This window comes from Burkholderia sp. 4M9327F10, from assembly GCF_005503145.1.
Classification (GTDB): domain Bacteria; phylum Pseudomonadota; class Gammaproteobacteria; order Burkholderiales; family Burkholderiaceae; genus Paraburkholderia.
In genome coordinates, this window is record NZ_SCNV01000010.1 from 17,342 (window position 1) to 42,294 (window position 24,953).

Genomic DNA, 24,953 nt, shown 5'->3' on the forward strand with positions numbered 1-24,953 from the left:
GCTGGGCGCTTTCCCGTACAATTCCTAATCTTTCTATTGTCGCAGAAGCCGGCTGGCGCCGCTTTTCATGGGCTGGCCGTTTGCCGGTCGTAATGTTGTCGTGAAGAACCCGCCTGCCAGCCGAGCCAATCCGTTTTCATGGGTGCCCCGATGACCGAGCAACTTCAACTCCCGCAAAAATCGTGTGCGCTGCGCGTCGTGCCGCAGCCGTCGGACGCGAACGTCCACGGCGACGTGTTCGGCGGCTGGATCATGGCGCAGGTCGATATCGCGGGCTCCATTCCTGCCAGCCGGCGCGCCAACGGCCGGGTGGCGACCATCGCGGTCAATTCGTTCGTGTTCAAGCAGCCGGTGTTCGTCGGCGATCTGCTGAGCTTTTACGCGGATATCGTCAAGACCGGCAATACCTCGGTCACGGTCGAGGTGACCGTTTACGCACAGCGAATGAGCCTCAACGAAGAGGTCGTGAAGGTGACGGAAGCGACGCTGACTTATGTCGCCACTGACAGCGACCGCCGGCCGCGTGCGTTGCCCGCAATCGACTGAATCAAACGCGCGGGTTGATGCGTGAGGTCAGCACGTGATCGGCCCACTCACCGTTGATCTTCAGATACGCGCGAGCAAGACCCTCGCGTTCGAAACCGAGCCTCGCCAGCAAATTGCCACTGCGCAGGTTCTCCGGACGATGATTGGCCATGATCCGGTGCAGCCTGTACTCGTTGAACACGTGTTCGATGGCGGCGCCAAGCGCTTCGCCCATCAGGCCACGCCCTTCATAGCGACCGCCGATCGAAAACCCCAAAAAGCAGGCCTGAAACGGACCGCGGACGATGTTGGTGAAGTTGCACTCGCCGAGCACCGCGCCGGTAATCCGGCCGCGCAGCAGCAGATGCAGCGCGGCGCCATCGGTCATCTGCTGCTCCATCAGGGCTAGACGTTGCTCGGCCGCGGGCAAGGTAAAGAACTCCGGCGCGCGCAGCGGCTCCCAGGGTTGCAGATGAGCGCGGTTCTCGATCTGGAATGCGAGCAGCGCTTCGGCATCCGCGCGGGTGACGGCGCACAACCGCACGCGCTCGGTCATGATGCCGTCGGCGGGGAAATCGGGCGGATTCAATTGGCTGGGTCTCCACTCAAGCTTCTATCGAGAAGCGCCAGAAATGTTGCGCACTCATCGGGTTCGGAGACCCGGTAGCGCTCCCATTCCGAGGCCGGCCGCAAGTCGGCGAATAGCCCTGCCGGGTCCTCGTGAAAATGCAGAAACGCTTTGCCCTTGCGATAGAACACGCCGGGCCGCGGCTCCTTGAGCGCCCCGCGCTCGCGGATCGCGCCGATCAGAACGGCGAGCGTATCGAGGGCTGCCGGTCCAGCATGCTTCATCGATAAACCTCCTGTAGGACGCGCCATCACACACAGCGAGCCCGCTTGTGATAACTCACAAATGCCGATAATAAAACGTCGTGGCGCAAAACTCCCCATCCGGCATCAGTGCGTATTTCGGCACCGTACCGGCACGCTGCCACCCGGCCCGCTCATACAAGCGTTCGGCGTCGCCGCCGGTGACGGTATCGAGCACCAGCACACTCTTGCCTTCCTCGCGCGCCACCTCTTCGAGCGCCGCCATCAGCCGTTGCGCGATGCCTTGCCGGCGCGCCTTGCGGCATACCAGCATCTTGGCGACATCCGCGCGATGCGGTTGATTGTCGGGCTGCGCCAGCACCAACTGCACCGTACCGAGTATCTCGCCCTCGCCGTTCTCCGCAATCAGCAGTGCCCTCTCGCTGCGTGCCACACCCTCGGCCACCCCGCGCCAGAATGCCAGCGCCTTGTCACGCGCAAGCGGCAGCATGAAGCTCACTGAAGCACCGCCTTCGACACAATCGATCAGCACATCAGCCAGCGCCTCCACGCAGACCACGGCCTCGTTAGCGCCGATCCGCCGTATGCTCACCTTCCCGTTCATCCATTTCTCCTGGCTGGCGTGGCGCCCACACTGGTCAACGCCACCAGATAGCGGGCCGGCTCGCGCGTGGGGTTGTGAAACACCATCGGACAGTCCAGACGCATCGAAAGACAATCGCCGGTTTCCAGGCGCCACTGCGCGTCGCCGACCGTCAACGCCATCACGCCCTCTATCACCCAGACCTGCTGATACACCTCCACATCACGCGCGCTGGTGTCGTACGCAACCCGCTGGCCGGCCGGGAAGTGAACCTCCACCAACTGGATCGGCGAGCGCGCGGCAGGCGACAGATTGCGGCGGATATAACCCGAAGTCGGATCGGTCCACACCGGCTGTTCGCCGGCGCGTGCAAGCGGCGAGGGCTCGGCGACCGAGTTCGCGCTGTCTTCGAACAGCGAGGCGAGCGTAACCGCGAGCGCGGTGGCGAGCTTGTCGAGCACCGTGGCCGTCGGGCTACTCTGGCCGCGCTCGATCAGCGAGATCGTGGAGCGGCTCACGCCGCTGCGTTCGGCAAGCGTGTCGAGTGAAAAACCTTGGGCGTCGCGCAACTCGCGCACACGGCTGGCGATTCGGTTGTTGATATCCATGCCATCCAGTTTAATAGAAAATAATTCCAGTAAACTAGATTTTGCAGGCGGCAGCCGAGTCACAGCGCAAGCGGCTACAGGCTTCATGAGCGCCCCGCGGGCAAGCGCTGCGGGCGCCGCCGGGGGCACTATGCCGCTACTTCTATGCCACTACCGCCGCCCCACCCTGCAACAGCCCCGGAATCGCGTCGCGTGGCATCGGCTTGGAGAAGAAGAAGCCCTGCATCTCGTCGCAGGCGCGCTCCTTGAGGAAATCGAGCTGCTCCGAGGTCTCGACGCCTTCCGCGATCACCTGCAGATTCAGCGAATGCGCCAGCGCGATGATGGCCGAGGTGATCGTCTCGTCGTCACCCGAGGTGCCGATATCCGATACAAACGAGCGGTCGATCTTCAACCGGTCGACCGGGAAGCGCTTCAGATAGCTCAGGCTCGAATACCCGGTGCCGAAGTCGTCGATGGCAAGCCCAATCCCGAGTGCGTGCAGCGCGTTGAGCATCGTCACCGCTTCTTCGGCGTTGCGCATGATGGTGCTTTCGGTCAGTTCGAGTTCGAGATACTGCGGCTCGAGCCCGGTCTCCTCCAGCACCTCGGTGACGAGCTTGGCGATATCGTGCTGCTGGAACTGCCGCGCCGAAAGGTTCACCGAGACACGTGCCGGCGGCAAGCCCTCATCCTGCCAGGCCTTGTTTTGCCGGCACGCCTCGCGCAGCACCCACTCCGAGAGCGGCCCGATCAGGCCGCACTCCTCCGCGACCGGAATAAACGACGACGGCGGGATCAGACCCACCTCCGGATCGCGCCAGCGCACCAACGCTTCCATGCCGACGATCTGCCCGGTCACGATGTCCACCTGCGGCTGGTAATGCAGCAGAAACTCGTTATCACGCAGGGCGCGCCGCAGACGGCGTTCCAGATTCAGGCGAGCGCCGGCGCTCGCGTTCATCTCCGGCTGGTAAAACTGGAAGGTGTTGCGGCCCATGTCCTTCGCGCGATACATGGCGAGGTCGGCCTTTTTCATCAGCGTTTCGGTGTCGCCGCCGTCCTGCGGGAACAGGCTCGCGCCCATGCTGCAGCCCACATACAGCTCGGTGCCGTCGAGCCACACCGGCTCGGAGATCGAGGCGCGCACCCGCTCCATCCACGCAATCAGCGACTGCTCGTCGACCGTATCGGTCATCACGATCACAAACTCGTCGCCGCCGTGGCGCGCCACCGTATCGCTTGCCCGCGCACAGCGCGCAAGCCGCTCGGCGACCACGGTCAGCAGGCGGTCGCCGACGCTATGGCCGAGGCTGTCGTTGACGTTCTTGAAGCCGTCCAGATCGATGAACACCACGGCCACCCCTTTGTGGTGACGCCGCGCCACGATCAACGCATGCTGCAGCCGGTCGCGCAGCAGATTGCGGTTAGGCAGCCGCGTCAGGCTGTCGTAGTTCGCCTGATACTCAAGCTGCTCCTGATAGCGGATCAGGTCGGTCACATCGTTGATGACGCCGATGTGATGCGTCGTCTCGCCGTCCGGATTCGGCACCGGCGCAATGAAGAGCTGGTTCCAGAATAGCGCGCCATCCTTGCGATAGTTGCGCAGCACCGCACTGACTTCGCGGTTGGCGGCAAGCGCCTGGCGGATCGAGGCGATCCCTTCCTGGTCGCGGTCGTCGCGTTGCAGCAGGCGGCAGTCCTGGCCGATCACTTCCGCCGGATCGTAGCCCGTGATGCGCTTGAAGGCCGGGTTCACATACTCGATCAGATTGCCGGTGCTGGTCGGCCCGGTGATCAGGATCGCGTTCACGCTGGCGTCGAGCGCACGGCTTTGCAGACGCAGCGCGAGGTCGGCGCGCTTGCGCTCGGTGATGTCGGTGTAGGAGCCGAGTACGCCAATCACGCGTCCGTCGCTGTCAGTGAACGGCAGCTTGCTCGTCACGGTGGTGCGATGCACGCCGTCGATCACGAGATCGACTTCGAAATTCATCTTCGGCACGCCCGTTTTCACGACTTCGGCGTCGTGTGCGCGGACCTGGTCGGCAAGCGCACGCCACGGCAGGTCATGGTCGGTCTTGCCGACCACCTGCTCCGGATACGCGAGTCCGGCATCGCGCGCAAACGCCCTGTTGCAGCCCAGGTAGCGCGACTCCTGATCCTTCCAGAAAACGCGTTGCGGGATATTGTCGATCACGGTTTCGAGCATCTGGTTCGAGCGCTGGGCCTCGGCCTCCGCGTTGATCTGCTCGGTCACGTCATCGGCCAGCACGAAGATCGCGGGACGGCCCATGTACGTCAGATAGTGATACGAGATATCCGCGCTGATGGTCGAGCCGTCCTTGCGCCGGTGATGCCACACGCCCGCCATGGTGCGGCCCTGCTGCGGACCGCCTTCGCTGCGCAGCAGATGCGATTCGAGGCGTCCGATCTCGCCGGCGGGCCGGATCGCACGAATCGTCATGGCGAGGAACTCGCTCTCCGAATAGCCGTATTGCTGAATGGCCGCCGTGTTGACCGCGAGAAAGCGCAGCGTCTCGCGATCGAAGATGTACATCGGCACCGGATGGGTGTCGAACAGGCCGCGAAAACGCTCGTCGTTGCGGCGCAGGGCCTTGGCGACCCGCAGCCGTTCGCGGGCGGCGCTCTCGCGCGCGCCGAAGGTATAGATGAGCAGCGAGCTGCCCGCCAGCATGGTGACGATCAGCAGCAGCATGGCGTGCTGCGTCTGCCGGGTCGATTCCGCGAGCGACGTCTGCAGCGCGCGGTCCTCCTGCTGCCGCAGTGTCGATAGCGCGGTCTCCACGTGATCCAGTTGCATGCCGAGCCGCGTATAAGCCGAGGCCGCCCAGGCACGCGATTCGTCGGGGCTGCTCGCCTGGGCTCGCGCCAGCGCAGCCGCGATGTCGTGTTGCAGCGCCTTGCTGGCGCTGCTCAGCTTGACGAGTGAGGCCGTCATGGCCGGCTCGTCGGTGAGCTCGGCCGCCAGCGTAAGCTCCAGCCCGGCGAGCGATGCCGCCATCGCCGGCGCGGCATCAGCCGTCTCCGGCCGTCCAGTCGCTTCGAAGCGGCCGAGCGCGGCGAGGCCATCGTCGAGCGTCGTCCGGTAGGCGTCGAGATTCTGCCGGACATCGGTCGAACGCATGGTGCGCAGATCCGCGTCGCGCTGGCCGCGGATCTGCGTATAGGCGACGAACGCGTTCGCGCCAACCGCTGCGGCGACCACTGCCAGATTGATCAGCAGCCGCCTCGATAGGAAAGGAGTCATGGGTTCCGAACGTCATTCGTTCTGCAGGCGGGAGCGCGCGGGGTGTCGTCCGCTTTAGATGCGTCGCGCAGCTGGGACTGCTCTTGCGTCTGCGGGGTCTTTTACGCGCCAACCCATGGATAACGGCAACGATCGGAACAGATTAAGGGTGCGATGTGAAATATTTTTGTGCGACGCCGCGAAGCGCGGCGCAGCGAATGAGAACCACGCGGTGAGAACGGTTCAGGGAGAACTTCCCGGGCAGACCTACCCGGCCAGACCGAATTCCCTCATGGCGGGCACAAAGTCGTGGTTGCCTTCCGGCTTGCGCGACAGTTTGGCGAGCACATAGCGCTTGAACGGCTCGAGCGTGGCCCACTCATCGGCGCTGGGGGCACGCAGGCTAGCGAGGCCAGCCTGGTGGAGAACACCGTCGGGTACCGCATCGGTGCGGCGCCACGCCGGTGCGTCTTCCGGCGTGAACCATTCCGGCTCGACATTGGCATGCGTGCGCAGCATTTCAAACAGCGCGTGATCGAAGTTCGGCTCGATGCTGATGTCGTCTTCGACCGGAAAGCGCGCCAGCAGCTTGCGATCCTCGTGCGGCAGCATCTGCCACTGCGCGAGCGAAACGCGCAGTCCGAAGCGGTCCAGATTGAAGCGCACCGACATCGGAATGTAGGTCAGATCCTCCGAAGACTCGACTTCGAAGTTGAACAGAAGCGGCGCTTCATTGAGTCCCATGACAGTGTCCTCGTTGGTGGCGGGCAACACGCAAGGCCCGCTTGAGGTATTTTAGAACCTTATTGGCGCGGCGGCGGCCCGGCCCGGTCTGGCCCGGTGCTGCGAAATGCCGCCGCCCGAGCCGCATGGATCAAGGAGTCAGGATTTTGAACGAACTGGAAACGGACGGCCAGCCGGGCGTCGTGGAGCGCCAGGTGCAACGGCATCGCGGCGGCAAGGTCGAGACGGTCACGGACCACGTCGGCCAGGAGTGGCCGGTGGCGCTCGTCTTCAACGGCATTTCGCATGCGGTGATGATGTGTACGCCGCGCGATCTGGAAGCATTCGCGGTGGGATTCGCGATTTCGGAAGGAATTGTGGAGCGCGGCAGCGATATTCAGGACATCGAGGTCGAATTGTATGGCGGCGAATTGCCGCATGCCGAAGTGCAATTGCAAGTGGTGCAACAGGCGTTTGTCGGGCTGAAAGAAAAGCGGCGCGCGCTCGCCGGCCGGACCGGTTGCGGCGTATGCGGCATCGAAAGCATCGACTTGCTCGATCTGAAGCCGGAACGTGTGCCCGATACCGGCTTTCTGCAACGGCTCGCGCCGGACGCCATCGCCCGCGCGGCGCGTGAATTGCCCGGGCATCAGGCGCTGACCCGGCTGACGGGCGGTCTGCACGCGGCGGCATGGTGCGATGCGTCAGGGGCGATCCAGCTCGCCTTCGAGGACGTGGGCCGCCACAACGCGCTGGACAAGCTGATCGGGCAACTGGTGCTCAACCGGGCCGATACGAAGGACGGCTTCGTTTTCCTGTCGAGCCGGGCGAGCTACGAACTGGTGCGCAAGGCGGCGCGCGTCGATGTGCCGATGGTGGCCACCATTTCGGCGCCGTCTTCGCTCGCGATTGCGATTGCGCGCCAGGCCGGCGTGCGGCTGGTGAGCTTCTGCCGCGAGGCAGGTTACGTCGATTACGACACGCTGGCGCCGACGTAACCGCCTGCCCTCCCTGCCTCGTCTTCCGGGCTCAGTCGAACTGGCGGAAGTCCGGCTTGCGCTTCTCGAAGAACGCCTTGAACGCCTCGCGCGCTTCCGGCGCGAGCAGCATTTTGGCGAAGTGCAGCGCCTCGTCGGTCATCTGGGTCTGCAACTCGTGGTGGCTCGCGCGCTTCATCAGCGACTTGGTGACGCGCAACGACGAGGCCGGCAACGCCGCCAGCTTCGCCGCTTGCCCAAGAGCAAACGCGTCGACTTCAGCCGCAGGCAGCAGGCGGTTCACGAAGCCCATGCGCTGCGCTTCACGCGCATCGAACGCTTCGCCCAGCAGCAGCTTCTCCGCCGCGGCCTGATAACCCGCAACGCGCTGCAACAGCAGGCTCGACGCAGCTTCCGGGCACAGTCCGAGCTGTGAGAAGGGCAGCGAGAACATCGCCGTGTCGGCGGCATACACCAGGTCGCAATGCAGCAGCAGAGTCGTGCCGATCCCCACCGCCGCACCCGCCACCGACGCCACCACCGGCTTCTCCGCCGAGCTGATCGCGCGCAGGAACTGGAACACCGGGGCGTTCTCGCCCGTCGGCGGCGCCTTCATGAAGTCTTCCAGATCGTTACCGGCGCTGAAAATGCCAACGCTGCCGCGAAACAGGATGGCGCGCACGGACGCATCTCCCTGCGCCTCAACCAGCGCGTCGGCCATCGTCTGGTACATGGCGGCCGTAATCGCGTTCTTCTTGTCGGGCCGGTTAAAGGCAATCGTCAGCACGCCGTTGGCGCGCTCGACCAGAATGTCCATCGTCATCTCCTGTAGTTCTGCCCGGTGCCGCTCAATGCGGCTCACTGCGGCTGAATGGAAAAACGGTTCGCTAGCCTCGCGGCCGGCGAACCGTTCAGCGGTCTTCAAGGGACCTGTGCGATCACGATTACAGACGCTCGATGATGCCCGCTGCGCCCATCCCCGTGCCGACGCACATGGTCACCATGCCGTACTTGTAGTTGCGGCGGCGCAGGCCGTGCACCACCGTCGAGGCACGAATCGCGCCGGTTGCGCCGAGCGGGTGGCCCAGTGCAATCGCGCCGCCGAGCGGGTTGATCTTCGACGGATCGAGACCGAGATCCTGGATCACCGCCAGCGACTGTGCCGCAAACGCTTCGTTCAGCTCGATCCAGTCGAGATCTTCCTGCTTCAGGCCGGCAGCCTTCAGCGCGGCCGGAATCGCTTCCTTCGGGCCGATGCCCATGATTTCCGGCGGCACGCCGCGCACGGCGAAGCTGACGAAACGCGCGAGCGGCGTCAGGTTGAACTCTTTCAGGATCTTTTCCGACACCACGATCAGCGCGCCTGCGCCGTCCGAGGTCTGCGAGCTGTTGCCGGCCGTCACCGAACCCTTGTTGGCGAACACGGTGCGCAGCTTGGCGAGGCCTTCCAGCGAGGTATCCGCGCGCGGACCTTCGTCGAGCGCCACTTCGCGCGTCTTCACCTTCACCTCGCCGGTGGCGAGATCGGGGAAACGCTCGGTGATCGTGTAGGCGGCGATTTCGTCGTTGAACTCACCGGCTTGCTGCGCGGCGATCGCGCGGCGGTGCGATTCGACCGAGAACTGGTCTTGCGCTTCGCGGCTGATCTTCCAGCGCTCCGCGACCTTCTCGGCCGTCAGGCCCATGCCGTAAGCAATGCCGAAGTCTTCGCTGCGATCGAAGATATGCGGCGACATCGACGGCTTGTTGCCCATCATCGGCACCATGCTCATCGACTCGCAGCCGCCTGCGATCATCGCGTCGGACTCGCCGACGCGAATGCGGTCAGCGGCCATCGCCAGCGCGGTCAGGCCCGAAGCGCAGAAGCGGTTTACCGTGACGCCGCCGACCGTATTCGGCAGACCCGAAAGCAGTGCGCCCATACGCGCCACGTTCAGGCCCTGCTCGGCTTCGGGAATCGCGCAGCCGATAATGGCGTCTTCGATCACCTTGGTATCGAGACCGGGCACTTGCGCCACGGCCGACTTGATCGCGTGCACCAGCAGTTCGTCGGGGCGCGTGTTCTTGAACATGCCGCGCGGCGCCTTGCCGATCGGCGTACGGCTCGCGGCGACGATGTATGCGTCTTGCAATTGCTTTGTCATTTAAAGCTCCTTTGTGCTCGTCGCGCGTTAGTTACGCACCGGCTTGCCGGTTTGCAGCATGCCCATGATCCGTTCCTGCGTCTTTTGCGTACCGAGCAGGTCGACGAACGCACGCCGTTCGAGTTGCAGCAGCCATTCTTCGTCCACCAGGCTGCCCGCTTCGACGTCGCCACCGCACACGGCTTCGGCGATGCGGCTCGCAATCAGATAGTCGTGCTCGCTGATGAAACGGCCATCGCGCATGTTGACGAGCGATGCCTTGATCGTCGCAATCGCCGAGCGGCCCGCCACCGGCACCTGCGTGACGCGCAGCGGCGGACGGTAGCCGGCAGCGGCCAGCGCACGCGCCTCTTTCTTCGCCACGTCGAGCAGTTCGAACACGTTGAAGACGATCGTGTCGGACGGCTTCAGATAACCCATCGTGCGGGCATCGAGTGCGGAGGCCGAGACCTTCGCCATCGCCGCGTTTTCGAACGACTTCTGCACGAACTTCAGCAGGTCGTTGGTCGCGCCGGCGAGCGTGGCCGCTTCTGCTGCGCGCAGCGCCGCTTCCTTCAGGCCACCGCCCGCAGGCACGAGGCCCACGCCAACTTCCACCAGACCGATATAGCTCTCGATGTGCGCCACGCGCTTCGCGCTGTGCAGCACCAGCTCGCAGCCACCGCCGAGCGCGATGCCCGAGATCGCCGAGACGACCGGCACGTTCGCGTACTTCACGCGCAGCATGCCCTGCTGGAACTTCTTCACGAACGGCTCAATGCCCTTCGCACCGCCCATCATGAAGGCGGGCATCGCTTCTTCGAGGTTCGCACCGGCGGAGAACGGACCGCCAGGCGTGCCGAGCTTCAGCGACGTGGGCTGCCACACCACCAGGCCCTTGTATTCCTTTTCCGCCAGCTCGATCGCTTGCGTGAGGCCGTCGATCACCGACGGTCCGATCGTGTTCATCTTGCTCTTGAACGAGACGATCAGGACGTCGTTCTCGCCGGCACGATCGTCGACCCATGCGCGCACCGCGTCGGTTTCGAACAGTGTCTTACCGTAAGTCTTCGGATCGGCGCCCGTTTCGCCGACCAGCGGCGCACGAAACACCTGCTTCTCGTAGACGGACAGCGACGAACGCGGCGCGAAGGACTTCGAAGCCGGCGACCACGAACCTTCGTTCGTGTGCACGCCACCCTTCTCGGCAACCGGGCCTTCGAGCACCCACGACGGCAGCGGCGCGTTCGAGAGCGCCTTGCCCGCCGCGATGTCTTCCTGAACCCACTCGGCGATCTGTTTCCAGCCTGCCGTCTGCCAGCCTTCGAAAGGGCCTTCGTTCCAGCCGAAGCCCCAACGGACTGCCAGGTCGAGGTCACGCGCGTTGTCCGCGATCGACTCCAGATGCACGCCGATGTAATGGAACACATCGCGGAAGATCGACCACAGGAACTGCGCCTGCGGGTGCTCCGACTCGCGCAGCAGCTTCAGGCGCTCCGCGGGCGGACGCTTGAGGATGCGGCCCACCAGTTCGTCGGCCTTGGCGCCGCCGTCGACGTACTCACCCGTCTTCGGGTCGAGCACCTTGATCGCCTTGCCTTCTTTCTTGTAGAAGCCGGCGCCGGTCTTCTGGCCGAGCGCGCCCTTCTTCACGAGTTCAGCCAGTACAGCCGGCGTTTCGTAGACCGGGAAGAACGGATCGTCCTTCAGGTTGTCCTGCATCGTCTTGATGACGTGCGCCATCGTGTCGAGACCGACCACGTCGGCCGTGCGGAACGTGGCCGACTTGGCGCGGCCCAGACGTGAACCGGTCAGGTCATCCACTTCGTCGAAACGCAGGCCGAACTTCGCGGCTTCGTGAACGACGGCGAGAATCGAGAAAATGCCGACGCGGTTGGCGATGAAGTTCGGCGTATCTTTGGCACGCACGACGCCCTTGCCGACCACGCTGGTCAGGAACGATTCGAGCTGGTCGAGGATTTCCGGGCGCGTCGTCGCGGTCGGAATCAGTTCGACCAGGTGCATGTAGCGCGGCGGGTTGAAGAAGTGCACGCCGCAGAAACGCGCCTTCAGTTCATCGGAAAAGCCTTGCGACAATTCCGTGATCGACAGGCCCGAGGTGTTGGTCGCGAAGATCGCGTTCGGCGCGATATGCGGCGAGACCTTCTTGTACAGGTCGTGCTTCCAGTCCATCCGTTCGGCAATGGCTTCGATCACGAGGTCGCACTCGGCGAGCTTCTCGATGTCGTCGTCGTAGTTCGCGGGCTGGATGTATTGCGCGTCGTCCTTCACGCCGAACGGCGCCGGCGACAGCTTCTTCAGATTCTCGATCGCCTTCAGCGCGATCGCGTTTTTCGGGCCTTCTTTTGCAGGAAGGTCGAACAGCAGCACCGGCACCTTGGCGTTGATCAGGTGCGCGGCGATCTGCGCGCCCATCACGCCGGCGCCGAGCACGGCTACCTTGCGAATGATCAGATTGCTCACGTCGTTCCTCCGGGGGAGTTATGCGGGTGTCGCGTAATTTTCGCGCGGGTTTTGCGCGGGTTTCGCAATGTATGGCTGGCGGCGGCGCGACACGTTTCAGCACGCATGGCGCCGCCGTGATGTGGCTTTAGAACAGCGACTCTTCAACGTCCATCAGCGACTTCGAACCGGCGCGGGCCTGGCGAATCGTCATGGCCGTTTCCGGCAGCAGCTTGGCGAAGTAGAAGCGCGCGGTGGCAAGCTTGGCCTTGTAGAACGGATCGCCGGACGCTTCCTTGTCCAGCGCGATACGTGCCATGCGGGCCCAGAAGTACGAGAACACCAGGTGGCCGACGGTACGCAGATACGGCACGGCCGCTGCGCCCACTTCGTCCGGGTTCTGCATGGCCTTCATGCCGATTTCCATCGTCAGCTTCTGCACCTTGTCGCCGATGTCGGCGAGCGGGTTGATGAATTCCTGCATTTCCGGCTTGATGCCTTCGGCTTCGACGAATTCCGTCACCAGCTTGCCGAACTTCTTCATCTTGGCGCCCATGTCGCCGAGAATCTTGCGGCCCAGCAGGTCGAGCGCCTGAATCGCGTTGGTGCCTTCGTAGATCATGTTGATACGCGCGTCGCGCACGTATTGCTCCATGCCCCACTCGGCAATAAAGCCGTGGCCGCCGTAGATCTGCATGGCGTGGTTGGTGCTCTCGAACGCGTTGTCCGACAGGAACGCCTTCAGGATCGGCGTGAGCAGCGCGACGAGATCAGCGGCATCCTTGCGCACCGACTCTTCAGCGTGTGACAGTTCCTTGTCGATATGCAGCGCGGACCAGTACGAGAACGCACGCGCGGCTTCGGCGTAGGCCTTCTGCGTGAGCAGCATGCGGCGCACGTCCGGGTGCACGATGATCGGGTCCGCTGCCTTTTCCGGCGCCTTCGGGCCGGTCAGCGAACGCATCTGCAGACGCTCTTTCGCGTACGTCAACGAGTTCTGGTAAGCGACTTCGGTCAGGCCCAGGCTCTGCATGCCGACGCCGAGACGCGCGGCGTTCATCATCACGAACATGGCGTTCAAGCCCTTGTTCGGCTCGCCGACCATCCAGCCCCTGGCGTTGTCGAGGTTGATCACGGCCGTCGCGTTGCCATGAATGCCCATCTTGTGTTCGATCGAGCCGCACTTCACGGTGTTGCGCTCGCCCGGCTCGCCGGCTTCGTTCGGCACGAACTTCGGCACGATGAAGAGCGAAATACCCTTGGTGCCCATCGGCGCATCCGGCAGCCGCGCGAGTACCAGGTGGATGATGTTCTCGGAGAGGTCGTGCTCGCCGCTGGAGATGAAAATCTTCGTGCCGCTGATCGAGTAGGAGCCGTCGGCGTTCGGTTCGGCCTTGGTGCGCAGGATGCCGAGGTCCGTGCCGCAGTGCGGCTCGGTCAGACACATCGTGCCGGTCCAGACGCCCGCGACGAGCTTCGGCAGATAGCGCTGCTGCAGTTCCGGCGTGCCGTGCGCGTGCAGGCACTCATACGCGCCGTGCGAGAGGCCCGGGTACATCGTCCACGCCTGATTTGCCGAATTAAGCATTTCGTACAGGGCGTTGTTGACGAATGCGGGCAGACCCTGGCCGCCGTATTCCGGGTCGCAGCCAAGCGCCGGCCAGCCGGCCTCGACATACTGCTTGTAGGCTTCCTTGAAGCCCTTCGGCGTGGTCACGACGCCGTCGCCGACGTAGGTGCAGCCTTCCTGGTCGCCGCTCTGATTGAGCGGAAACAGCACTTCGGAGCAGAACTTGCCAGCCTCTTCCAGCACCGCATTGATCGTGTCGGCATCGAGATCCGCGTGCTTCGGCATCTGCTTGATTTCGGCTTCGACGTTAAGCAGCTCGTGCAACACGAATTGCATGTCGCGCAGTGGCGCGGCGTACTGTCCCATGACTCTCTCCAAGGTTTGACAAGAAGCAGGGCCGTCAGCCCAGGCCCGTGGTTCGGACCTTTTCAGCGCCACTGGATCCCCCGGATCCGGTTGCCCCGCTAACGGCTTTCGCTCTGATACGAAACAATCAATTTTTCGAGCGCGGCCCACGTGAGAGGCACAGCATCCGGCAAGTGCAGGAAGCGTGCATCGTGATGCAGGCCGAGCGTGAAGCTGTACAGTTCGAAGAGCATCAATTGCGGATTCGTGTCCGCCCGCAGGTGCCCTTCATCCATTGCCTGCGAAATGGCGCGGGTGAGCGCAGCACGCCACATCGTCACGCTCGCCACCAGTTGCTCGCGCACCGGGTTGTCCGCGCGGTCGTCGTACTCAACCGCACCGCTGATGTAGATGCACCCAGTGGTCACTTCCTGAATGCGCTTCTCAATCCAGCGGGAGATCATTGCGCGCAAACGCGGCAAGCCGCGCGGCTCGCGCAGACTCGGGAAAAACACCTCGTCCTCGAAACGACGGTGATATTCACGCACGACTTCAACCTGCAAGTCCTCGCGCGACCCGAAGTGCGCAAACACGCCGCTCTTGCTCATCTGCATGCGCTCGGCCAGCAGCCCAATCGTCAGACCTTCCAGTCCGTCGCGGCTTGCCAGATCGAGTGCTGCTTCGAGAATCGCTGCTCGCGTTTGTTCGCCTTTTCGCATAGCTGTTTTACCGTTCTTATGTGACCGAAAGAAAAATCGAACGGCCGTACTATTATTGAGTGCTGCCGTCCGCGAAACAAGGAATTTATTAGAAACCGGTTTCTAACCGGAGCATCAATTTTGCGTCATACGTCAATCAGACGAAGTAGATTTTTTAGAGGCGTTTGCCTTGTTGCGTTTGACGTCTGTCATAAGGCGGCGTGGGGTCTGATGTAAGTGCGGGTTTATCCCGACAGCGTACAAGGCGCATCGCAGGCTAATCGTAACCACCCACGGTGAGCAGCTTCATCACCGCCCGGTAGGTCGTGTAGGCCAGCCAGTTCAGCAGGCGCTCGCCTGCAGGGCGTGCTTCGTAATGGGCGAGATCGATACGGCGCGATTCGTCGAACGCGCCGAGGATCGCTTCGCGCAGCGCGCCGATCTGCGGATCGAGCACCAGCACGACATTGGCCTCGTTGTTGAGCATCAGGCTGAGCGCGTCGAGGTTCGACGAGCCGACTGTGCCCCAGTTCGAATCGACCACCGCCACCTTGCCGTGCAACATGGTCTTTTCGTATTCGGCGATCTTCACACCGGCTGCGAGCAGCGACCGGTAGAGGAATGGCACCGCATAGTCGAGCGCGGCGAACTCCTTCCTGCCGATCACCAGCTTTACCTCCACTCCGCGCCGCGCCGCGAACGCCAGCGCGCGACGCAGCTTGCGGCCCGGCATGAAGTAGGGATTCGCGAGCAGCACCTCGCTTCGCGCCTGGCCGATCGCGGTGAGATAGGCCTTTTCGATGGCGCGGCGATTGACAAGGTTGTCGCGTGCGACGAACGCTACCGCGGACTCACCGGCGGCGCTGCGCGAGTCGGCGCTGCGGTGGCGGCTACGGCCCGGCTCGGTGGAAGCGTCGTCGTCCTTGAGGCTTAAATCCGGCTGCAGCGATTCGACCGGACGGTGGCCGAAACGGATGCGGTGCCACTGCGTCTCAAAGGCCTCACGCACGTCGGCGACCACCGGCCCCCGCAGTTCGACCGTGAAGTCCCAGCGAGGATACGGCAAACGCACGCCGCCATTCTCCAGGTCATCGACGATATTGATGCCGCCGCACCAGGCGAGATGGTCGTCGACCACCGCAAGCTTGCGATGCGTGCGTGAAAAGCCGAAGCGGCCGAACAGGTGCGGGTTGTAAATCAGATGCTCGATGCCGCGGGCGAGCCACTCGTCGAAGAGCGGCAGACGCGCTGTGCCGATGCCATCCGTAATCACACGCACCCGCACACCTCGTGCGGCGGCGCGCAGCAAAGCGGCGCTGACGGCCTGGCCCGCGCTGTCGTCGCAGAAGATATAGGTTTCGAGAACGACGTCTTTCTCGGCGGCGTCGACCCGCGCGATCAGCGACTTGAAAAACGCGTCGCCTGAGCGAAACAGCTGAACTTGATTACCGGCGGTGAAGCGATATTTCGACCAGTAGCGACGGCCGAACAAAGTCTGCCGAAGCCGCTCGAAACGGCGCGTGCCGCCGACCGTCATCGGAACCGCCCCTTCAGGCGCCGCGGCAACTGCAGGATCGCGTCAGCATTCGACGCTGAAAAGCAGCGCTCGGCGGCTTCTTCGTAAGGCAGCCAGACGTATGCCGTATGTTCGAGCGGTGCAAGCGTCACCTCGCAGCGCTGCGGTACCTGCAAGCTGAACCAGTGCTCGGTGTTGCGCGTCACGCCTTCCGCGTAGCGATGCCGCCAGACCGGATAGATCTCATAGTCGATCTGATACCGCCAGTCGAACAACGCGTCGTGCGGCACGGCTGCGCTGCCGATCACGATGCCGGTTTCCTCGGCCACTTCGCGCATGGCGGTCGCGGCAAGCGGTTCGTCGAGGCTGTCTTTCGAGCCGGTCACCGACTGCCAGAAGCCCGCGCGGTCGGCGCGCTCGATGAGCAGCACATCGAGTTCCGCAGTATGGATGACGACAAGGACGGATTCGGGAATCTTCGGCGGTTTCGGCATGGCGATAAGACTGGGCGCGCGCTGCGCGCGATACATGTCGGTCGACGGTCTTGCTGGCGCATGGCGCCTCGCGTGTTGCTACGACTGTAACGCAAAAAACGAAAAAGGCGCATGACGCGCCTTTTTCGTTTGCTCAAGTTTGCTCAATCGCGGCCCGGGGACTGCGTGAACGGAGCGGGTCTACAAGCTTATGCCTTCGCTTCCGGCTGACGCAGGCGAATATGCAGCTCGCGCAACTGGCGCTCGTCCACTTCGCTCGGAGCCTGCGTAAGCAGACACTGTGCGCGTTGCGTCTTCGGGAACGCGATCACGTCGCGGATCGAATCGGCCCCGGCCATCATCGTGATGATGCGGTCCAGACCGAAGGCGATACCGCCGTGCGGCGGCGCGCCGTACTGCAGCGCGTCGAGCAGGAAGCCGAACTTGGCGCGTGCTTCTTCCGCGTTGATCTTGAGCGCGCGGAACACCTTGCTCTGCACTTCTTCACGGTGAATACGCACCGAACCGCCACCGATTTCCCAGCCGTTCAACACCATGTCGTAGGCCTTGGCGAGGCAGCGGCCCGGATCCGTTTCCAGATACTCGAGGTGCTCGTCCTTCGGGCTCGTGAACGGGTGATGCGCGGCGACGTAGCGGTTTTCTTCTTCGTCGTATTCGAACATCGGGAAGTCCACCACCCACAGCGGCTTCCAGCCGCCTTCGACGAGACCGTTGGCCTTGCCGAATTCCGAGTGACCGATCTTCAGACGCAGTGCGCCAAGGCTGTCGTTGACAACCTTCGCACGATCCGCCGCGAAGAAAATGATGTCGCCGTCTTGCGCGGCGGTGCGCTCGATGATCGACTTGATCGCTTCGTCGTGCAGGTTCTTGACGATCGGGCTTTGCAGACCGTCACGACCCTTCGCGACTTCATTGACCTTGATCCAGGCGAGGCCCTTTGCGCCGTAGATGCGCACGAATTCCGTGTAGCTGTCGATATCGCCACGCGAGAGCTCGCCACCCTTCGGCACGCGCAACGCTGCGACGCGGCCGTCCTTGGTGTTGGCCGGCGTGCTGAACACCTTGAAGTCGACGTCCTTGACCGCGTCGGTCAGGTCCGTGAACTCGAGCTTCACGCGCAGGTCGGGCTTGTCCGAACCGAAACGGCGCATCGCTTCCGAGTACTCCATAACCGGGAATTTCTCGTCCAGTTCGACACCGATCGTCACCTTGAAGACGTGGCGGATCATCGCTTCGAACAGATCGCGGATTTCCTGCTCGGAGAGGAACGAGGTTTCGCAGTCGATCTGCGTGAATTCCGGCTGGCGGTCGGCGCGCAAGTCTTCGTCGCGGAAGCACTTGACGATCTGGTAGTAGCGATCGAAGTTCGCCACCATCAGCAACTGCTTGAAGAGCTGCGGCGACTGCGGCAGCGCGAAGAACTGGCCCGGGTTGGTACGCGACGGCACGAGGTAGTCGCGCGCACCTTCCGGCGTGCTCTTGGTGAGCATCGGCGTTTCGATGTCGATGAAGCCGAGCGAGTCCAGGTACTTGCGCACTTCGATGGCGACGCGGTAACGCAGACGCAGGTTGTGCTGCATCTGCGGACGGCGCAGGTCGAGCACGCGGTGCGTGAGACGCGTGGTTTCCGAGAGGTTGTCGTCGTCGAGCTGGAACGGCGGCGTGATCGACGCGTTCAGCACGTTCAGTTCGTGGCACAGCACTTCGATCTTGCCGCTCTTCAGGCCGGCATTGGTCGTGCCTTCCGGACGGTTGCGCACGACGCCCTTGATCTGCACGCAAAACTCGTTGCGCACGCCTTCGGCGGTCTTGAACATCTCCGCGCGATCCGGGTCGCACACGACCTGAACGAGGCCTTCACGGTCGCGCAGGTCGATGAAGATAACGCCGCCGTGGTCACGGCGACGGCTCACCCAGCCGCACAGGGACACGGTTTGGCCCAACAGTTCTTCGGTCACCAGACCGCAATATTCAGATCGCATCGACATGATGTTTGTCTTTCGTTTTGCATTGGTTGAACGGCGCGCAGCTCATGAAACTGAAACAATGCGCGCCGGCATTACATCGGCGGCTCAATAGTGGAGCGGCGCACATGCGCCGGCGGCGCAGACGGCGCCACCACGCCCATCGAGACAATGTACTTGAGCGCAGCGTCGACCGTCATATCGAGCTCGACCACTTCGCTCTTCGGTACCATCAGGAAGAAACCGGACGTCGGGTTCGGCGTAGTCGGCACGTACACGCTGACGTGATCTTCCTTCAGGTGGTTGACCACGTCGCCACCCGGAATCCCGGTCAGAAACGCGATCGTATAGGAACCCTTGCGCGGATACTCGATGAGCAGGGCCTTGCGGAACGCATTGCCGCTGCTCGAGAGCAAGGTATCCGACACTTGCTTGACGCTCGTGTAGATCGGCCCGACCACCGGGATATGGCCGACCACGAGTTCCCACCATTTCACGAGCTTCTGCCCGATGAAGTTTTGCGTCAATAGTCCGACGATGAAAATGAACGCCAGCGTCAATACGGCGCCCAGCCCCGGCAAACGGAAGCCCAAGACCCGCTCCGGCTGCCACGACTCCGGCAGCAGCAGCAATGTCTGATCCATCGTGCCGATGATCAGACCGAGCACCCACAACGTGATGGCCAACGGCACCAGCACCAGCAGGCCAGTCAGGAACACCGATTTGAGCGTCGCTTTTTTCGTCGTCATGTGTACCGCCAGAAAGCCACCCCGGCTCAGCCGGGTGCGGCGAATGCGCCGCCTCTTGGAGGCGGCAACGCTAGCTAGGCGCTGCCGGAACCGCTTGTGGCCGCCGCTGCGGCCGCGGGCGCTGCCGGTGCTGCTGCGGCGCTCGTGGAACTCTCGGCGGTGCTTGCCGGCGAACTGGCCGCGGTGCTCTCGGCGGAGCCGCCTTCGGTCTTCGCCGAGGCCGCTGCACTGCCGTTCGCAGCCGCTGAGCCGTTCGCGCTATTGCCGCCACGGAAATCGGTTACATACCAGCCCGAACCCTTCAACTGAAACCCGGCCGCCGTCACCTGCTTGCGGAAGGCGTCTTTACCGCACTCCGGGCAGTCCGTCAGCGGAGCGTCGCTCATCTTCTGAAGCACGTCTTTCCCGAAGCCGCATGATTCGCAGCGATACGCGTAGATCGGCATGATCTTTTCCCTACAGTAATCTGGTAAACGCTTGCAAAGCCTTGAATTATAGCCGCAAACGATCCGCCACCCCGGTTTTCGGGCGCGGACGGCTGGCGCGGCCACCGTCCGCGCAGATGGGGGCGCCTCGCACAGGATCAAGTCCTCGATCACGCTCCTGCGCGGTCCCGCCGCCGCCAGGTGAGCCAGCGTTCGCGGCCGGCGAATACCGGAATCGAGTCGCTGACCGGTTCGTCTTCCAGCAGCTCGAAGTACGGGCTGAGCAACGCGTCGAGCTCGGCGCGCTCGATGCCGAACGGCGGACCTTTCGGCGTATCGCCCAGGAAGAAGAAGCCAGCCAGCAGGGCCCCCGCCGGCAACAGCACAGCCATACGCTGCGCGTAGTCGGCGCGGCGGTCTTTCGGCAGCGCGCACAAAAACGCGCGCTCGTACATCCAGCCGGGCGCAAAGGGCGGCTGCCAGGCGAAGAAATCGGCTTGATCGACCACACCTGCGTGCTCGCCCAACTGGGCACGCGCCGTTGCTACCGCGGCGGGCGAGAAATCGATCGCCTGCACTCGGCGCCCCTGGCGGGCGAGCCAGAGCGCTTCCCATGCGCTGCCACAACCGGGGATCAGCACGGCCGCGTCGGGATGCCGTGCCGCAAAGGCTTGAAACGCCGCAGGCACGCCGGCCTGGTCCCAAGGCGTGAAACCGCGCTCGAAGCGCTCGTCCCAGAAGCCCGGCGAATTCGGATCGCGGCTGGCGAAGTCGATGCCATTGGCGTTAGGGGGCTGGGCCGGGTCGGTCGGATCGCTCATCACTGCACCTCGTAAGAGTTGACGGCTGGAGAGGCGGCTGGCCTCGCGGCGGCGCTGAGTGACCTATTCAAGCTGCCCGCCTTATCCACGCTATCCACGCTATCCACCCTAGCCGCCATAGGCCAGCGCCAGCCACGCCCGCGCCACCACCGCACCGACTCCCACCGCAATGCCGAACAACAGCAAGCCTTGCAGCAGCCGGTTGGTGCGCTTCTGTTCAAGCAGTATCTGCCGGATCGTGTCGTCGCCCGGACCATGCTGGCTGTCATGACGCTCGGCCAGCATGTGATGGATCAGGCGCGGCAATTGCGGCAACGTCTTGCTCCACTGCGGCACTTCAATCTTGAGCCGCTCATACCAGCCACGCAGGCCGATCTGCTCGTTCATCCAGCGTTCGAGATAAGGCTTGGCCGTCTTCCACAAGTCGAGTTCGGGGTCGAGCGAACGCCCAAGTCCTTCGACGTTCAGCATCGTCTTCTGCAGCAGCACGAGCTGCGGCTGAATCTCGACGTTAAAGCGGCGCGAGGTGGAAAAGAGGCGCATCAGCACCTGGCCCAGCGAGATGTCCTTGAGCGCGCGGTCGAAGTACGGCTCGCAGACCGCGCGAATCGCGCTCTCCAGTTCTTCGACCCGCGTGGTAGGCGGCACCCAGCCCGATTCCAGGTGCAATGTGGCGACCCGATGGTAGTCACGCTTGAAGAACGCGAGAAAATTCTGCGCGAGGTAGTTTTTGTCGAAGTCCGATAGCGCGCCAATGATGCCGAAATCGAGCGCGATATAACGCCCGAAGTGCGCGGGATCGAGGCTCACCTGGATATTGCCGGGGTGCATGTCGGCGTGGAAAAAGCCGTCGCGGAACACCTGGGTAAAGAAGATCTCGACGCCTTCGCGCGCCAGCTTGGGGATGTCCACGCCCGCGGCGCGCAGCGTCTCCACCTGGCTGATCGGCACGCCGATCATGCGCTCCATCACCAGCACGGTGGGCGTGCAGAACTCCCAGTACATCTCCGGCACCAGCAGCAGGTCGAGCCCGGCGAAGTTGCGGCGCAACTGGCTGCCGTTGGCCGCTTCGCGCATCAGGTCGAGTTCGTCGTGCAGGTACTTGTCGAATTCGGCGACCACCTCACGCGGCTTCAGGCGCTTGCCGTCCGCCCACAGACGCTCGGCCCACACGGCGATATCGCGCAGCAAGGCGAGATCCGAGTCGATCACGGGCAGCATGTTCGGGCGCAGCACCTTGACCGCGACCGCCTTGCCCGCGTGCTGGCCGGCCTTGACCTTGGCAAAGTGCACCTGCGCGATCGAGGCGCTTGCCACCGGCACCCGCTCGAAGTCGTCGAACAGCACGTCGACCGGCGCGCCGAGCGACTTCTCGACGAGGCCAATCGCTACCTCCGACGGGAACGGCGGCACCTGGTCCTGCAGCTTGGCGAGTTCGTTGGCGATATCGACCGGCAGCAGGTCGCGGCGCGTAGACAGCACCTGGCCGAACTTCACGAAGATCGGCCCGAGGCTTTCGAGCGCAAGGCGCAGCCGCACGCCCGGCGGCTGCTCGAACTTGCGGCCGATAGTCGTGATGCGCAGCAACAGCCGCACGCGGCGGTCGTTGATGCGGCTCAGCATCATCTCATCGAGACCGAAGCGGATGACTGTAAAGAAAATCTTGAGGAAACGCAGAAAACGCATGGTTGAGCCCGGTGACTAGCGCGTGCCGCGCGACGTGGCGGCGCCGCCGGGCGCTTCAGCGCCACGGGCTTCGACCTTCTGTTCAAGGCGCTCAAGGCGCTTTTCGACGCGCGCCAGCGCATCGCGGGCACGGGCGAGTTCGGCATTGAACTCGTCGAGCGCGGCACGGCGCACCAGTTGCGGATTTTCATCGAGCAGGTACTCGGCCACCGAGTCGAGCAGATTGCGCCCGGTGCGGCGTGCATGCTCACCGACCGAGCGCGCGACCGATGCGACCCGCCAGGCCGGACCGTCGCCTATCAGCCGCGCCAGATCTTCCTCCGGCTCCCAGCGCAGATGCTCGGCGAGCTTCGCGATCGCCGTGGCGAATTCCGCATCGCCTTCGATCTTCACGTGCTTCATCACCGCTGCCTGGCCGCCTTGCACAAAGGCCGGCAACGCCTCGGACGGCACCGAGATGGTGACGTCGAACTGATGCGTTTGCGATTCGTCGACCGCGGCCAGATAGCCGTCCGGCTGAACTAGCAGCATCAGCACGACCGGCGGGCAGGATAGACGGGCGGTCTTGCCGGCGTAGGGGGCGAGGCGCTCGCGTGCCCACGATTCGCGGGCGAGCAGGTGATTGACGGCAGCAGCGAAGGGCTTGGCGGCGAGGGTCATTGAGAGTGGCAAGAAAAAACCCGCGCGGGCGATGTGCCCGCGCGGGTTCCTATTGTAACGTCCGTTCGCTTCCCGGCTTACTCAGCCGTTCAGCCGATACACAAGGTTTAACGTTAGTGCGCGGGGGCTGCCTCGCCGACCTGCTGAATCCCGGCGAGCAACCAGCCTTCACCGGCACGCGTCGACTTCGACAGGTTCCAGATTTCCACGAACGGCTCGGCCGGCGCGCCCGAGGTCTCGCGGATCAGGCCGGAGAAGCGCACGCTGGCGAGATACTCGCTGCCGCGGTCTTCGACACCCAGCAATTCGGCGTTCAGCTGCACCACGTCGGTCAGATTGGACTCCGCACCGCGCGCGTCGAGATCGATCTTCACTTCGGCGAACATTTCCGGCGTCGTGAATTCGCGGATATCGGCGATGTTGCCCACGTCCCACGCAGCCTGCAGGCGCACGAAGTACACCTTGGCGTTGCGGACAAAGGCGTCCGAATCGAAGCCGGCCGGCACAACAGGCGCCGCCTGCATCGCGGGCGCAGCCAACGCGGCATTGCCCTGCGGCTCAAGGTACGAACCGCTTTGCGCCGAAGGCGGCGTGAAACTCGGCTCCTGCGAATAACCGGAGTAGCCGCCGTTGCGCCCGGCGTTCAGGCTCGGCGAAGCGCCCGCATATGCCGGCGCTGTGGCATCGCGCTTGCGATTCACGAAGCGGCGGATCAGCCAGATTGCCAGCATCGCGATTGCGGCGATCACCAGCATATTGGCCATCGCGCCCGCAAATGCCTCACCCATGCCGAAGTGCGAGAGCAGCGCCGCGATACCCAAACCCGCGGCGAGACCGGCGATCGGCCCCAGCCAGCGCGAGCGGTTAGGCGCCGCGGCCGGCGTGGGTGCCGGTTGGGCACGCTGAGCCTGGGCGGCCTGAGCCGACTGCTGCGTGGGTTGAGCCGGTTGGGCAGGCGGCGTGGTCTGCCGCTGCATGGTGGTGGACTGCTGACGGCCGACGCTACGGCCACCGCCCATGCGGCGCGCCTCGGCGTCGAGCGAGGCAACGGTGGCGAATGCGATAAAGCCGACCATGGCCGCCAGTCCGATTCTCCTCGCCAGCGACCGAGAAAACTTACGATCAGATAACAAACGCGAATCGGACATGATGAAATTTTCCTTTAAAAACGATGGGTTAGGGACCCTAGTATTTGGTCCCCACGTGTAAAGCTACCACACCAGCTGACAAATTGTAATATTTGACGCCGTCGAGGCCAGCTTGTTCCATCATTGTTTTTAAAGTTTCCTGGTCGGGGTGCATGCGGATCGATTCCGCCAGGTAACGGTAGCTCTCGGCGTCTTTCGCAAAGCGCTCGCCGAGCCACGGCAGCACCTTGAACGAATAGACGTCGTAGACTTTTTTAAGCGGATCCCACACTTTGGAAAATTCCAGCACCAGCAGCCGTCCGGCCGGCTTCAGCACACGGCGCATTTCCGCCAGCGCCACGTCCTTGTGGGTCATGTTGCGCAGCCCGAAGGCCACCGTCACCACGTCGAAGTAATTGTCTGGAAAGGGAATTTTTTCCGCGTCGCACAACAGGGCCGGCGTCACGATGCCCTTGTCGAGCAGGCGGTCGCGGCCCACGCGCAGCATCGACTCGTTGATGTCCGTATGCCAGACCTCGCCGCCCGGCCCGGCCTTTTTGGCGAATTCCTTGGACAGATCGCCCGTGCCGCCCGCGATATCGAGCACCTTGTAGCCCGGCCGCACGTTCGCCTGGGCAATCGTGAAAATCTTCCACGCCCGGTGCAACCCGCCCGACATCAGGTCATTCATCAGGTCGTAGTTGGAGGCAACGGAGTGGAACACGCCTGCCACCTTCTGCGCTTTTTCCTGTTCGTCGACTGTCTGAAAGCCGAAGTGGGTTTTGCTCATCGCGTTCGTCCTTTCGCGTATTCTTGAATGTTGCGCCGCATCAGCGCGG

The 24,953-nt window shown here is 63.5% G+C and carries 23 protein-coding genes; 2 read left to right on the forward strand and 21 right to left on the reverse strand.

Translation table 11 applies throughout. From position 1 onward, the window contains the following. Window positions 1-150: 150 nt before the first annotated feature. The gene (locus FFS45_RS12310) at window positions 151-546 is read left to right on the forward strand and encodes an acyl-CoA thioesterase (RefSeq protein ID WP_137954923.1); all 396 of its coding nucleotides are present in this window, start codon (window positions 151-153) and stop codon (window positions 544-546) included. A 1-nt stretch (window position 547) separates the two neighbouring features. Here the strand turns inward: FFS45_RS12310 and FFS45_RS12315 are convergent, their stop codons facing one another. The 6 genes from FFS45_RS12315 to FFS45_RS12340 all read right to left on the reverse strand — a co-directional run bounded on the left by FFS45_RS12315 (window position 548) and on the right by FFS45_RS12340 (window position 6,517). Beyond that, a complete protein-coding gene (locus tag FFS45_RS12315) occupies window positions 548-1,114 on the reverse strand; it encodes a GNAT family N-acetyltransferase (RefSeq protein WP_249362767.1) in 567 nt (188 codons plus the stop codon). Continuing rightward, window positions 1,111-1,377, reverse strand: coding sequence for a hypothetical protein (locus FFS45_RS12320; RefSeq protein ID WP_137954924.1), 267 nt, complete (start codon window positions 1,375-1,377; stop codon window positions 1,111-1,113). The genes FFS45_RS12315 and FFS45_RS12320 overlap by 4 nt, the downstream gene beginning before the upstream one ends. A gap of 55 nt (window positions 1,378-1,432) precedes the next feature. Continuing rightward, window positions 1,433-1,960 (reverse strand): GNAT family N-acetyltransferase, encoded by a 528-nt coding sequence (locus tag FFS45_RS12325; protein WP_137954925.1) that lies wholly within the window; start codon window positions 1,958-1,960, stop codon window positions 1,433-1,435. After that, the gene (locus tag FFS45_RS12330; protein WP_137954926.1) at window positions 1,957-2,547 is read right to left on the reverse strand and encodes an XRE family transcriptional regulator; all 591 of its coding nucleotides are present in this window, start codon (window positions 2,545-2,547) and stop codon (window positions 1,957-1,959) included. The genes FFS45_RS12325 and FFS45_RS12330 overlap by 4 nt, the downstream gene beginning before the upstream one ends. Before the next feature lie 142 nt (window positions 2,548-2,689). Further along, window positions 2,690-5,794, reverse strand: a complete 3,105-nt coding sequence (locus FFS45_RS12335; protein WP_137954927.1) for an EAL domain-containing protein — start codon at window positions 5,792-5,794, stop codon at window positions 2,690-2,692. Window positions 5,795-6,040: 246 nt separating this feature from the next. Then, window positions 6,041-6,517: a nitrate reductase associated protein gene (locus FFS45_RS12340; protein WP_137954928.1), complete on the reverse strand. Its 477-nt coding sequence runs from the start codon at window positions 6,515-6,517 to the stop codon at window positions 6,041-6,043. 146 nt (window positions 6,518-6,663) lie between these two features. Here FFS45_RS12340 and fdhD point away from each other — a divergent pair, with 146 nt between their 5' ends. After that, window positions 6,664-7,494 (forward strand): formate dehydrogenase accessory sulfurtransferase FdhD, encoded by an 831-nt coding sequence (fdhD, locus tag FFS45_RS12345; RefSeq protein WP_137954929.1) that lies wholly within the window; start codon window positions 6,664-6,666, stop codon window positions 7,492-7,494. Between the two features lie 31 nt (window positions 7,495-7,525). Here the strand turns inward: fdhD and FFS45_RS12350 are convergent, their stop codons facing one another. The 15 genes from FFS45_RS12350 to ubiE all read right to left on the reverse strand — a co-directional run bounded on the left by FFS45_RS12350 (window position 7,526) and on the right by ubiE (window position 24,904). Further along, window positions 7,526-8,290, reverse strand: a complete 765-nt coding sequence (locus tag FFS45_RS12350; RefSeq protein ID WP_212745727.1) for an enoyl-CoA hydratase — start codon at window positions 8,288-8,290, stop codon at window positions 7,526-7,528. A 127-nt stretch (window positions 8,291-8,417) separates the two neighbouring features. Further along, window positions 8,418-9,617 (reverse strand): acetyl-CoA C-acyltransferase, encoded by a 1,200-nt coding sequence (locus tag FFS45_RS12355; protein WP_137954931.1) that lies wholly within the window; start codon window positions 9,615-9,617, stop codon window positions 8,418-8,420. 27 nt (window positions 9,618-9,644) lie between these two features. Continuing rightward, on the reverse strand, window positions 9,645-12,080 hold the full coding sequence (locus FFS45_RS12360) for a 3-hydroxyacyl-CoA dehydrogenase/enoyl-CoA hydratase family protein (RefSeq protein WP_137954932.1): 2,436 nt from the start codon (window positions 12,078-12,080) through the stop codon (window positions 9,645-9,647). 127 nt (window positions 12,081-12,207) lie between these two features. Continuing rightward, complete coding sequence (locus FFS45_RS12365) at window positions 12,208-13,995, reverse strand: acyl-CoA dehydrogenase C-terminal domain-containing protein (protein ID WP_137954933.1); 1,788 nt, start codon at window positions 13,993-13,995, stop codon at window positions 12,208-12,210. Between the two features lie 98 nt (window positions 13,996-14,093). Beyond that, on the reverse strand, window positions 14,094-14,693 hold the full coding sequence (locus tag FFS45_RS12370; protein ID WP_137954934.1) for a TetR/AcrR family transcriptional regulator: 600 nt from the start codon (window positions 14,691-14,693) through the stop codon (window positions 14,094-14,096). 256 nt (window positions 14,694-14,949) lie between these two features. Continuing rightward, on the reverse strand, window positions 14,950-16,209 hold the full coding sequence (clsB, locus tag FFS45_RS12375) for a cardiolipin synthase ClsB (protein WP_137954935.1): 1,260 nt from the start codon (window positions 16,207-16,209) through the stop codon (window positions 14,950-14,952). Next, on the reverse strand, window positions 16,206-16,682 hold the full coding sequence (nudB, locus tag FFS45_RS12380) for a dihydroneopterin triphosphate diphosphatase (protein WP_137954936.1): 477 nt from the start codon (window positions 16,680-16,682) through the stop codon (window positions 16,206-16,208). The genes clsB and nudB overlap by 4 nt, the downstream gene beginning before the upstream one ends. Before the next feature lie 188 nt (window positions 16,683-16,870). Continuing rightward, window positions 16,871-18,670: an aspartate--tRNA ligase gene (aspS, locus tag FFS45_RS12385; RefSeq protein ID WP_137954937.1), complete on the reverse strand. Its 1,800-nt coding sequence runs from the start codon at window positions 18,668-18,670 to the stop codon at window positions 16,871-16,873. 71 nt (window positions 18,671-18,741) lie between these two features. Then, complete coding sequence (locus FFS45_RS12390; RefSeq protein ID WP_137954938.1) at window positions 18,742-19,395, reverse strand: DUF502 domain-containing protein; 654 nt, start codon at window positions 19,393-19,395, stop codon at window positions 18,742-18,744. A 74-nt stretch (window positions 19,396-19,469) separates the two neighbouring features. Further along, window positions 19,470-19,841, reverse strand: coding sequence for an FmdB family zinc ribbon protein (locus FFS45_RS12395; protein ID WP_137954939.1), 372 nt, complete (start codon window positions 19,839-19,841; stop codon window positions 19,470-19,472). A 149-nt stretch (window positions 19,842-19,990) separates the two neighbouring features. After that, window positions 19,991-20,641, reverse strand: a complete 651-nt coding sequence (locus FFS45_RS12400) for a methyltransferase domain-containing protein (protein WP_137954940.1) — start codon at window positions 20,639-20,641, stop codon at window positions 19,991-19,993. A gap of 108 nt (window positions 20,642-20,749) precedes the next feature. After that, a complete protein-coding gene (gene ubiB / locus FFS45_RS12405) occupies window positions 20,750-22,327 on the reverse strand; it encodes a ubiquinone biosynthesis regulatory protein kinase UbiB (protein WP_137954941.1) in 1,578 nt (525 codons plus the stop codon). A 15-nt stretch (window positions 22,328-22,342) separates the two neighbouring features. Then, window positions 22,343-22,987, reverse strand: a complete 645-nt coding sequence (locus FFS45_RS12410) for an SCP2 sterol-binding domain-containing protein (protein ID WP_137954942.1) — start codon at window positions 22,985-22,987, stop codon at window positions 22,343-22,345. Window positions 22,988-23,100: 113 nt separating this feature from the next. Next, window positions 23,101-24,135, reverse strand: coding sequence for a TIM44-like domain-containing protein (locus tag FFS45_RS12415; protein ID WP_137954943.1), 1,035 nt, complete (start codon window positions 24,133-24,135; stop codon window positions 23,101-23,103). A 37-nt stretch (window positions 24,136-24,172) separates the two neighbouring features. Continuing rightward, entirely contained in the window at window positions 24,173-24,904 is a 732-nt protein-coding gene (ubiE, locus tag FFS45_RS12420) for a bifunctional demethylmenaquinone methyltransferase/2-methoxy-6-polyprenyl-1,4-benzoquinol methylase UbiE (RefSeq protein WP_137954944.1), read from the reverse strand. Window positions 24,905-24,953: the final 49 nt, after the last annotated feature.

Excerpts from the sequence above, each read along its gene's own strand:
- FFS45_RS12310 (WP_137954923.1), top strand. The coding sequence starts at position 151 with ATGACCGAGCAACTTCAACTCCCGCAAAAATCGTGTGCGCTGCGCGTC.
- FFS45_RS12320 (WP_137954924.1), bottom strand. The coding sequence starts at position 1,377 with ATGAAGCATGCTGGACCGGCAGCCCTCGATACGCTCGCCGTTCTGATC.
- FFS45_RS12325 (WP_137954925.1), bottom strand. The coding sequence starts at position 1,960 with ATGAACGGGAAGGTGAGCATACGGCGGATCGGCGCTAACGAGGCCGTG.
- FFS45_RS12330 (WP_137954926.1), bottom strand. The coding sequence starts at position 2,547 with ATGGATATCAACAACCGAATCGCCAGCCGTGTGCGCGAGTTGCGCGAC.
- FFS45_RS12335 (WP_137954927.1), bottom strand. The coding sequence starts at position 5,794 with ATGACTCCTTTCCTATCGAGGCGGCTGCTGATCAATCTGGCAGTGGTC.
- FFS45_RS12340 (WP_137954928.1), bottom strand. The coding sequence starts at position 6,517 with ATGGGACTCAATGAAGCGCCGCTTCTGTTCAACTTCGAAGTCGAGTCT.
- FFS45_RS12350 (WP_212745727.1), bottom strand. The coding sequence starts at position 8,290 with ATGGACATTCTGGTCGAGCGCGCCAACGGCGTGCTGACGATTGCCTTT.
- FFS45_RS12355 (WP_137954931.1), bottom strand. The coding sequence starts at position 9,617 with ATGACAAAGCAATTGCAAGACGCATACATCGTCGCCGCGAGCCGTACG.
- FFS45_RS12365 (WP_137954933.1), bottom strand. The coding sequence starts at position 13,995 with ATGGGACAGTACGCCGCGCCACTGCGCGACATGCAATTCGTGTTGCAC.
- FFS45_RS12370 (WP_137954934.1), bottom strand. The coding sequence starts at position 14,693 with ATGCGAAAAGGCGAACAAACGCGAGCAGCGATTCTCGAAGCAGCACTC.
- clsB (WP_137954935.1), bottom strand. The coding sequence starts at position 16,209 with ATGACGGTCGGCGGCACGCGCCGTTTCGAGCGGCTTCGGCAGACTTTG.
- nudB (WP_137954936.1), bottom strand. The coding sequence starts at position 16,682 with ATGCCGAAACCGCCGAAGATTCCCGAATCCGTCCTTGTCGTCATCCAT.
- aspS (WP_137954937.1), bottom strand. The coding sequence starts at position 18,670 with ATGTCGATGCGATCTGAATATTGCGGTCTGGTGACCGAAGAACTGTTG.
- FFS45_RS12390 (WP_137954938.1), bottom strand. The coding sequence starts at position 19,395 with ATGACGACGAAAAAAGCGACGCTCAAATCGGTGTTCCTGACTGGCCTG.
- FFS45_RS12395 (WP_137954939.1), bottom strand. The coding sequence starts at position 19,841 with ATGCCGATCTACGCGTATCGCTGCGAATCATGCGGCTTCGGGAAAGAC.
- FFS45_RS12400 (WP_137954940.1), bottom strand. The coding sequence starts at position 20,641 with ATGAGCGATCCGACCGACCCGGCCCAGCCCCCTAACGCCAATGGCATC.
- ubiB (WP_137954941.1), bottom strand. The coding sequence starts at position 22,327 with ATGCGTTTTCTGCGTTTCCTCAAGATTTTCTTTACAGTCATCCGCTTC.
- FFS45_RS12410 (WP_137954942.1), bottom strand. The coding sequence starts at position 22,987 with ATGACCCTCGCCGCCAAGCCCTTCGCTGCTGCCGTCAATCACCTGCTC.
- FFS45_RS12415 (WP_137954943.1), bottom strand. The coding sequence starts at position 24,135 with ATGTCCGATTCGCGTTTGTTATCTGATCGTAAGTTTTCTCGGTCGCTG.
- ubiE (WP_137954944.1), bottom strand. The coding sequence starts at position 24,904 with ATGAGCAAAACCCACTTCGGCTTTCAGACAGTCGACGAACAGGAAAAA.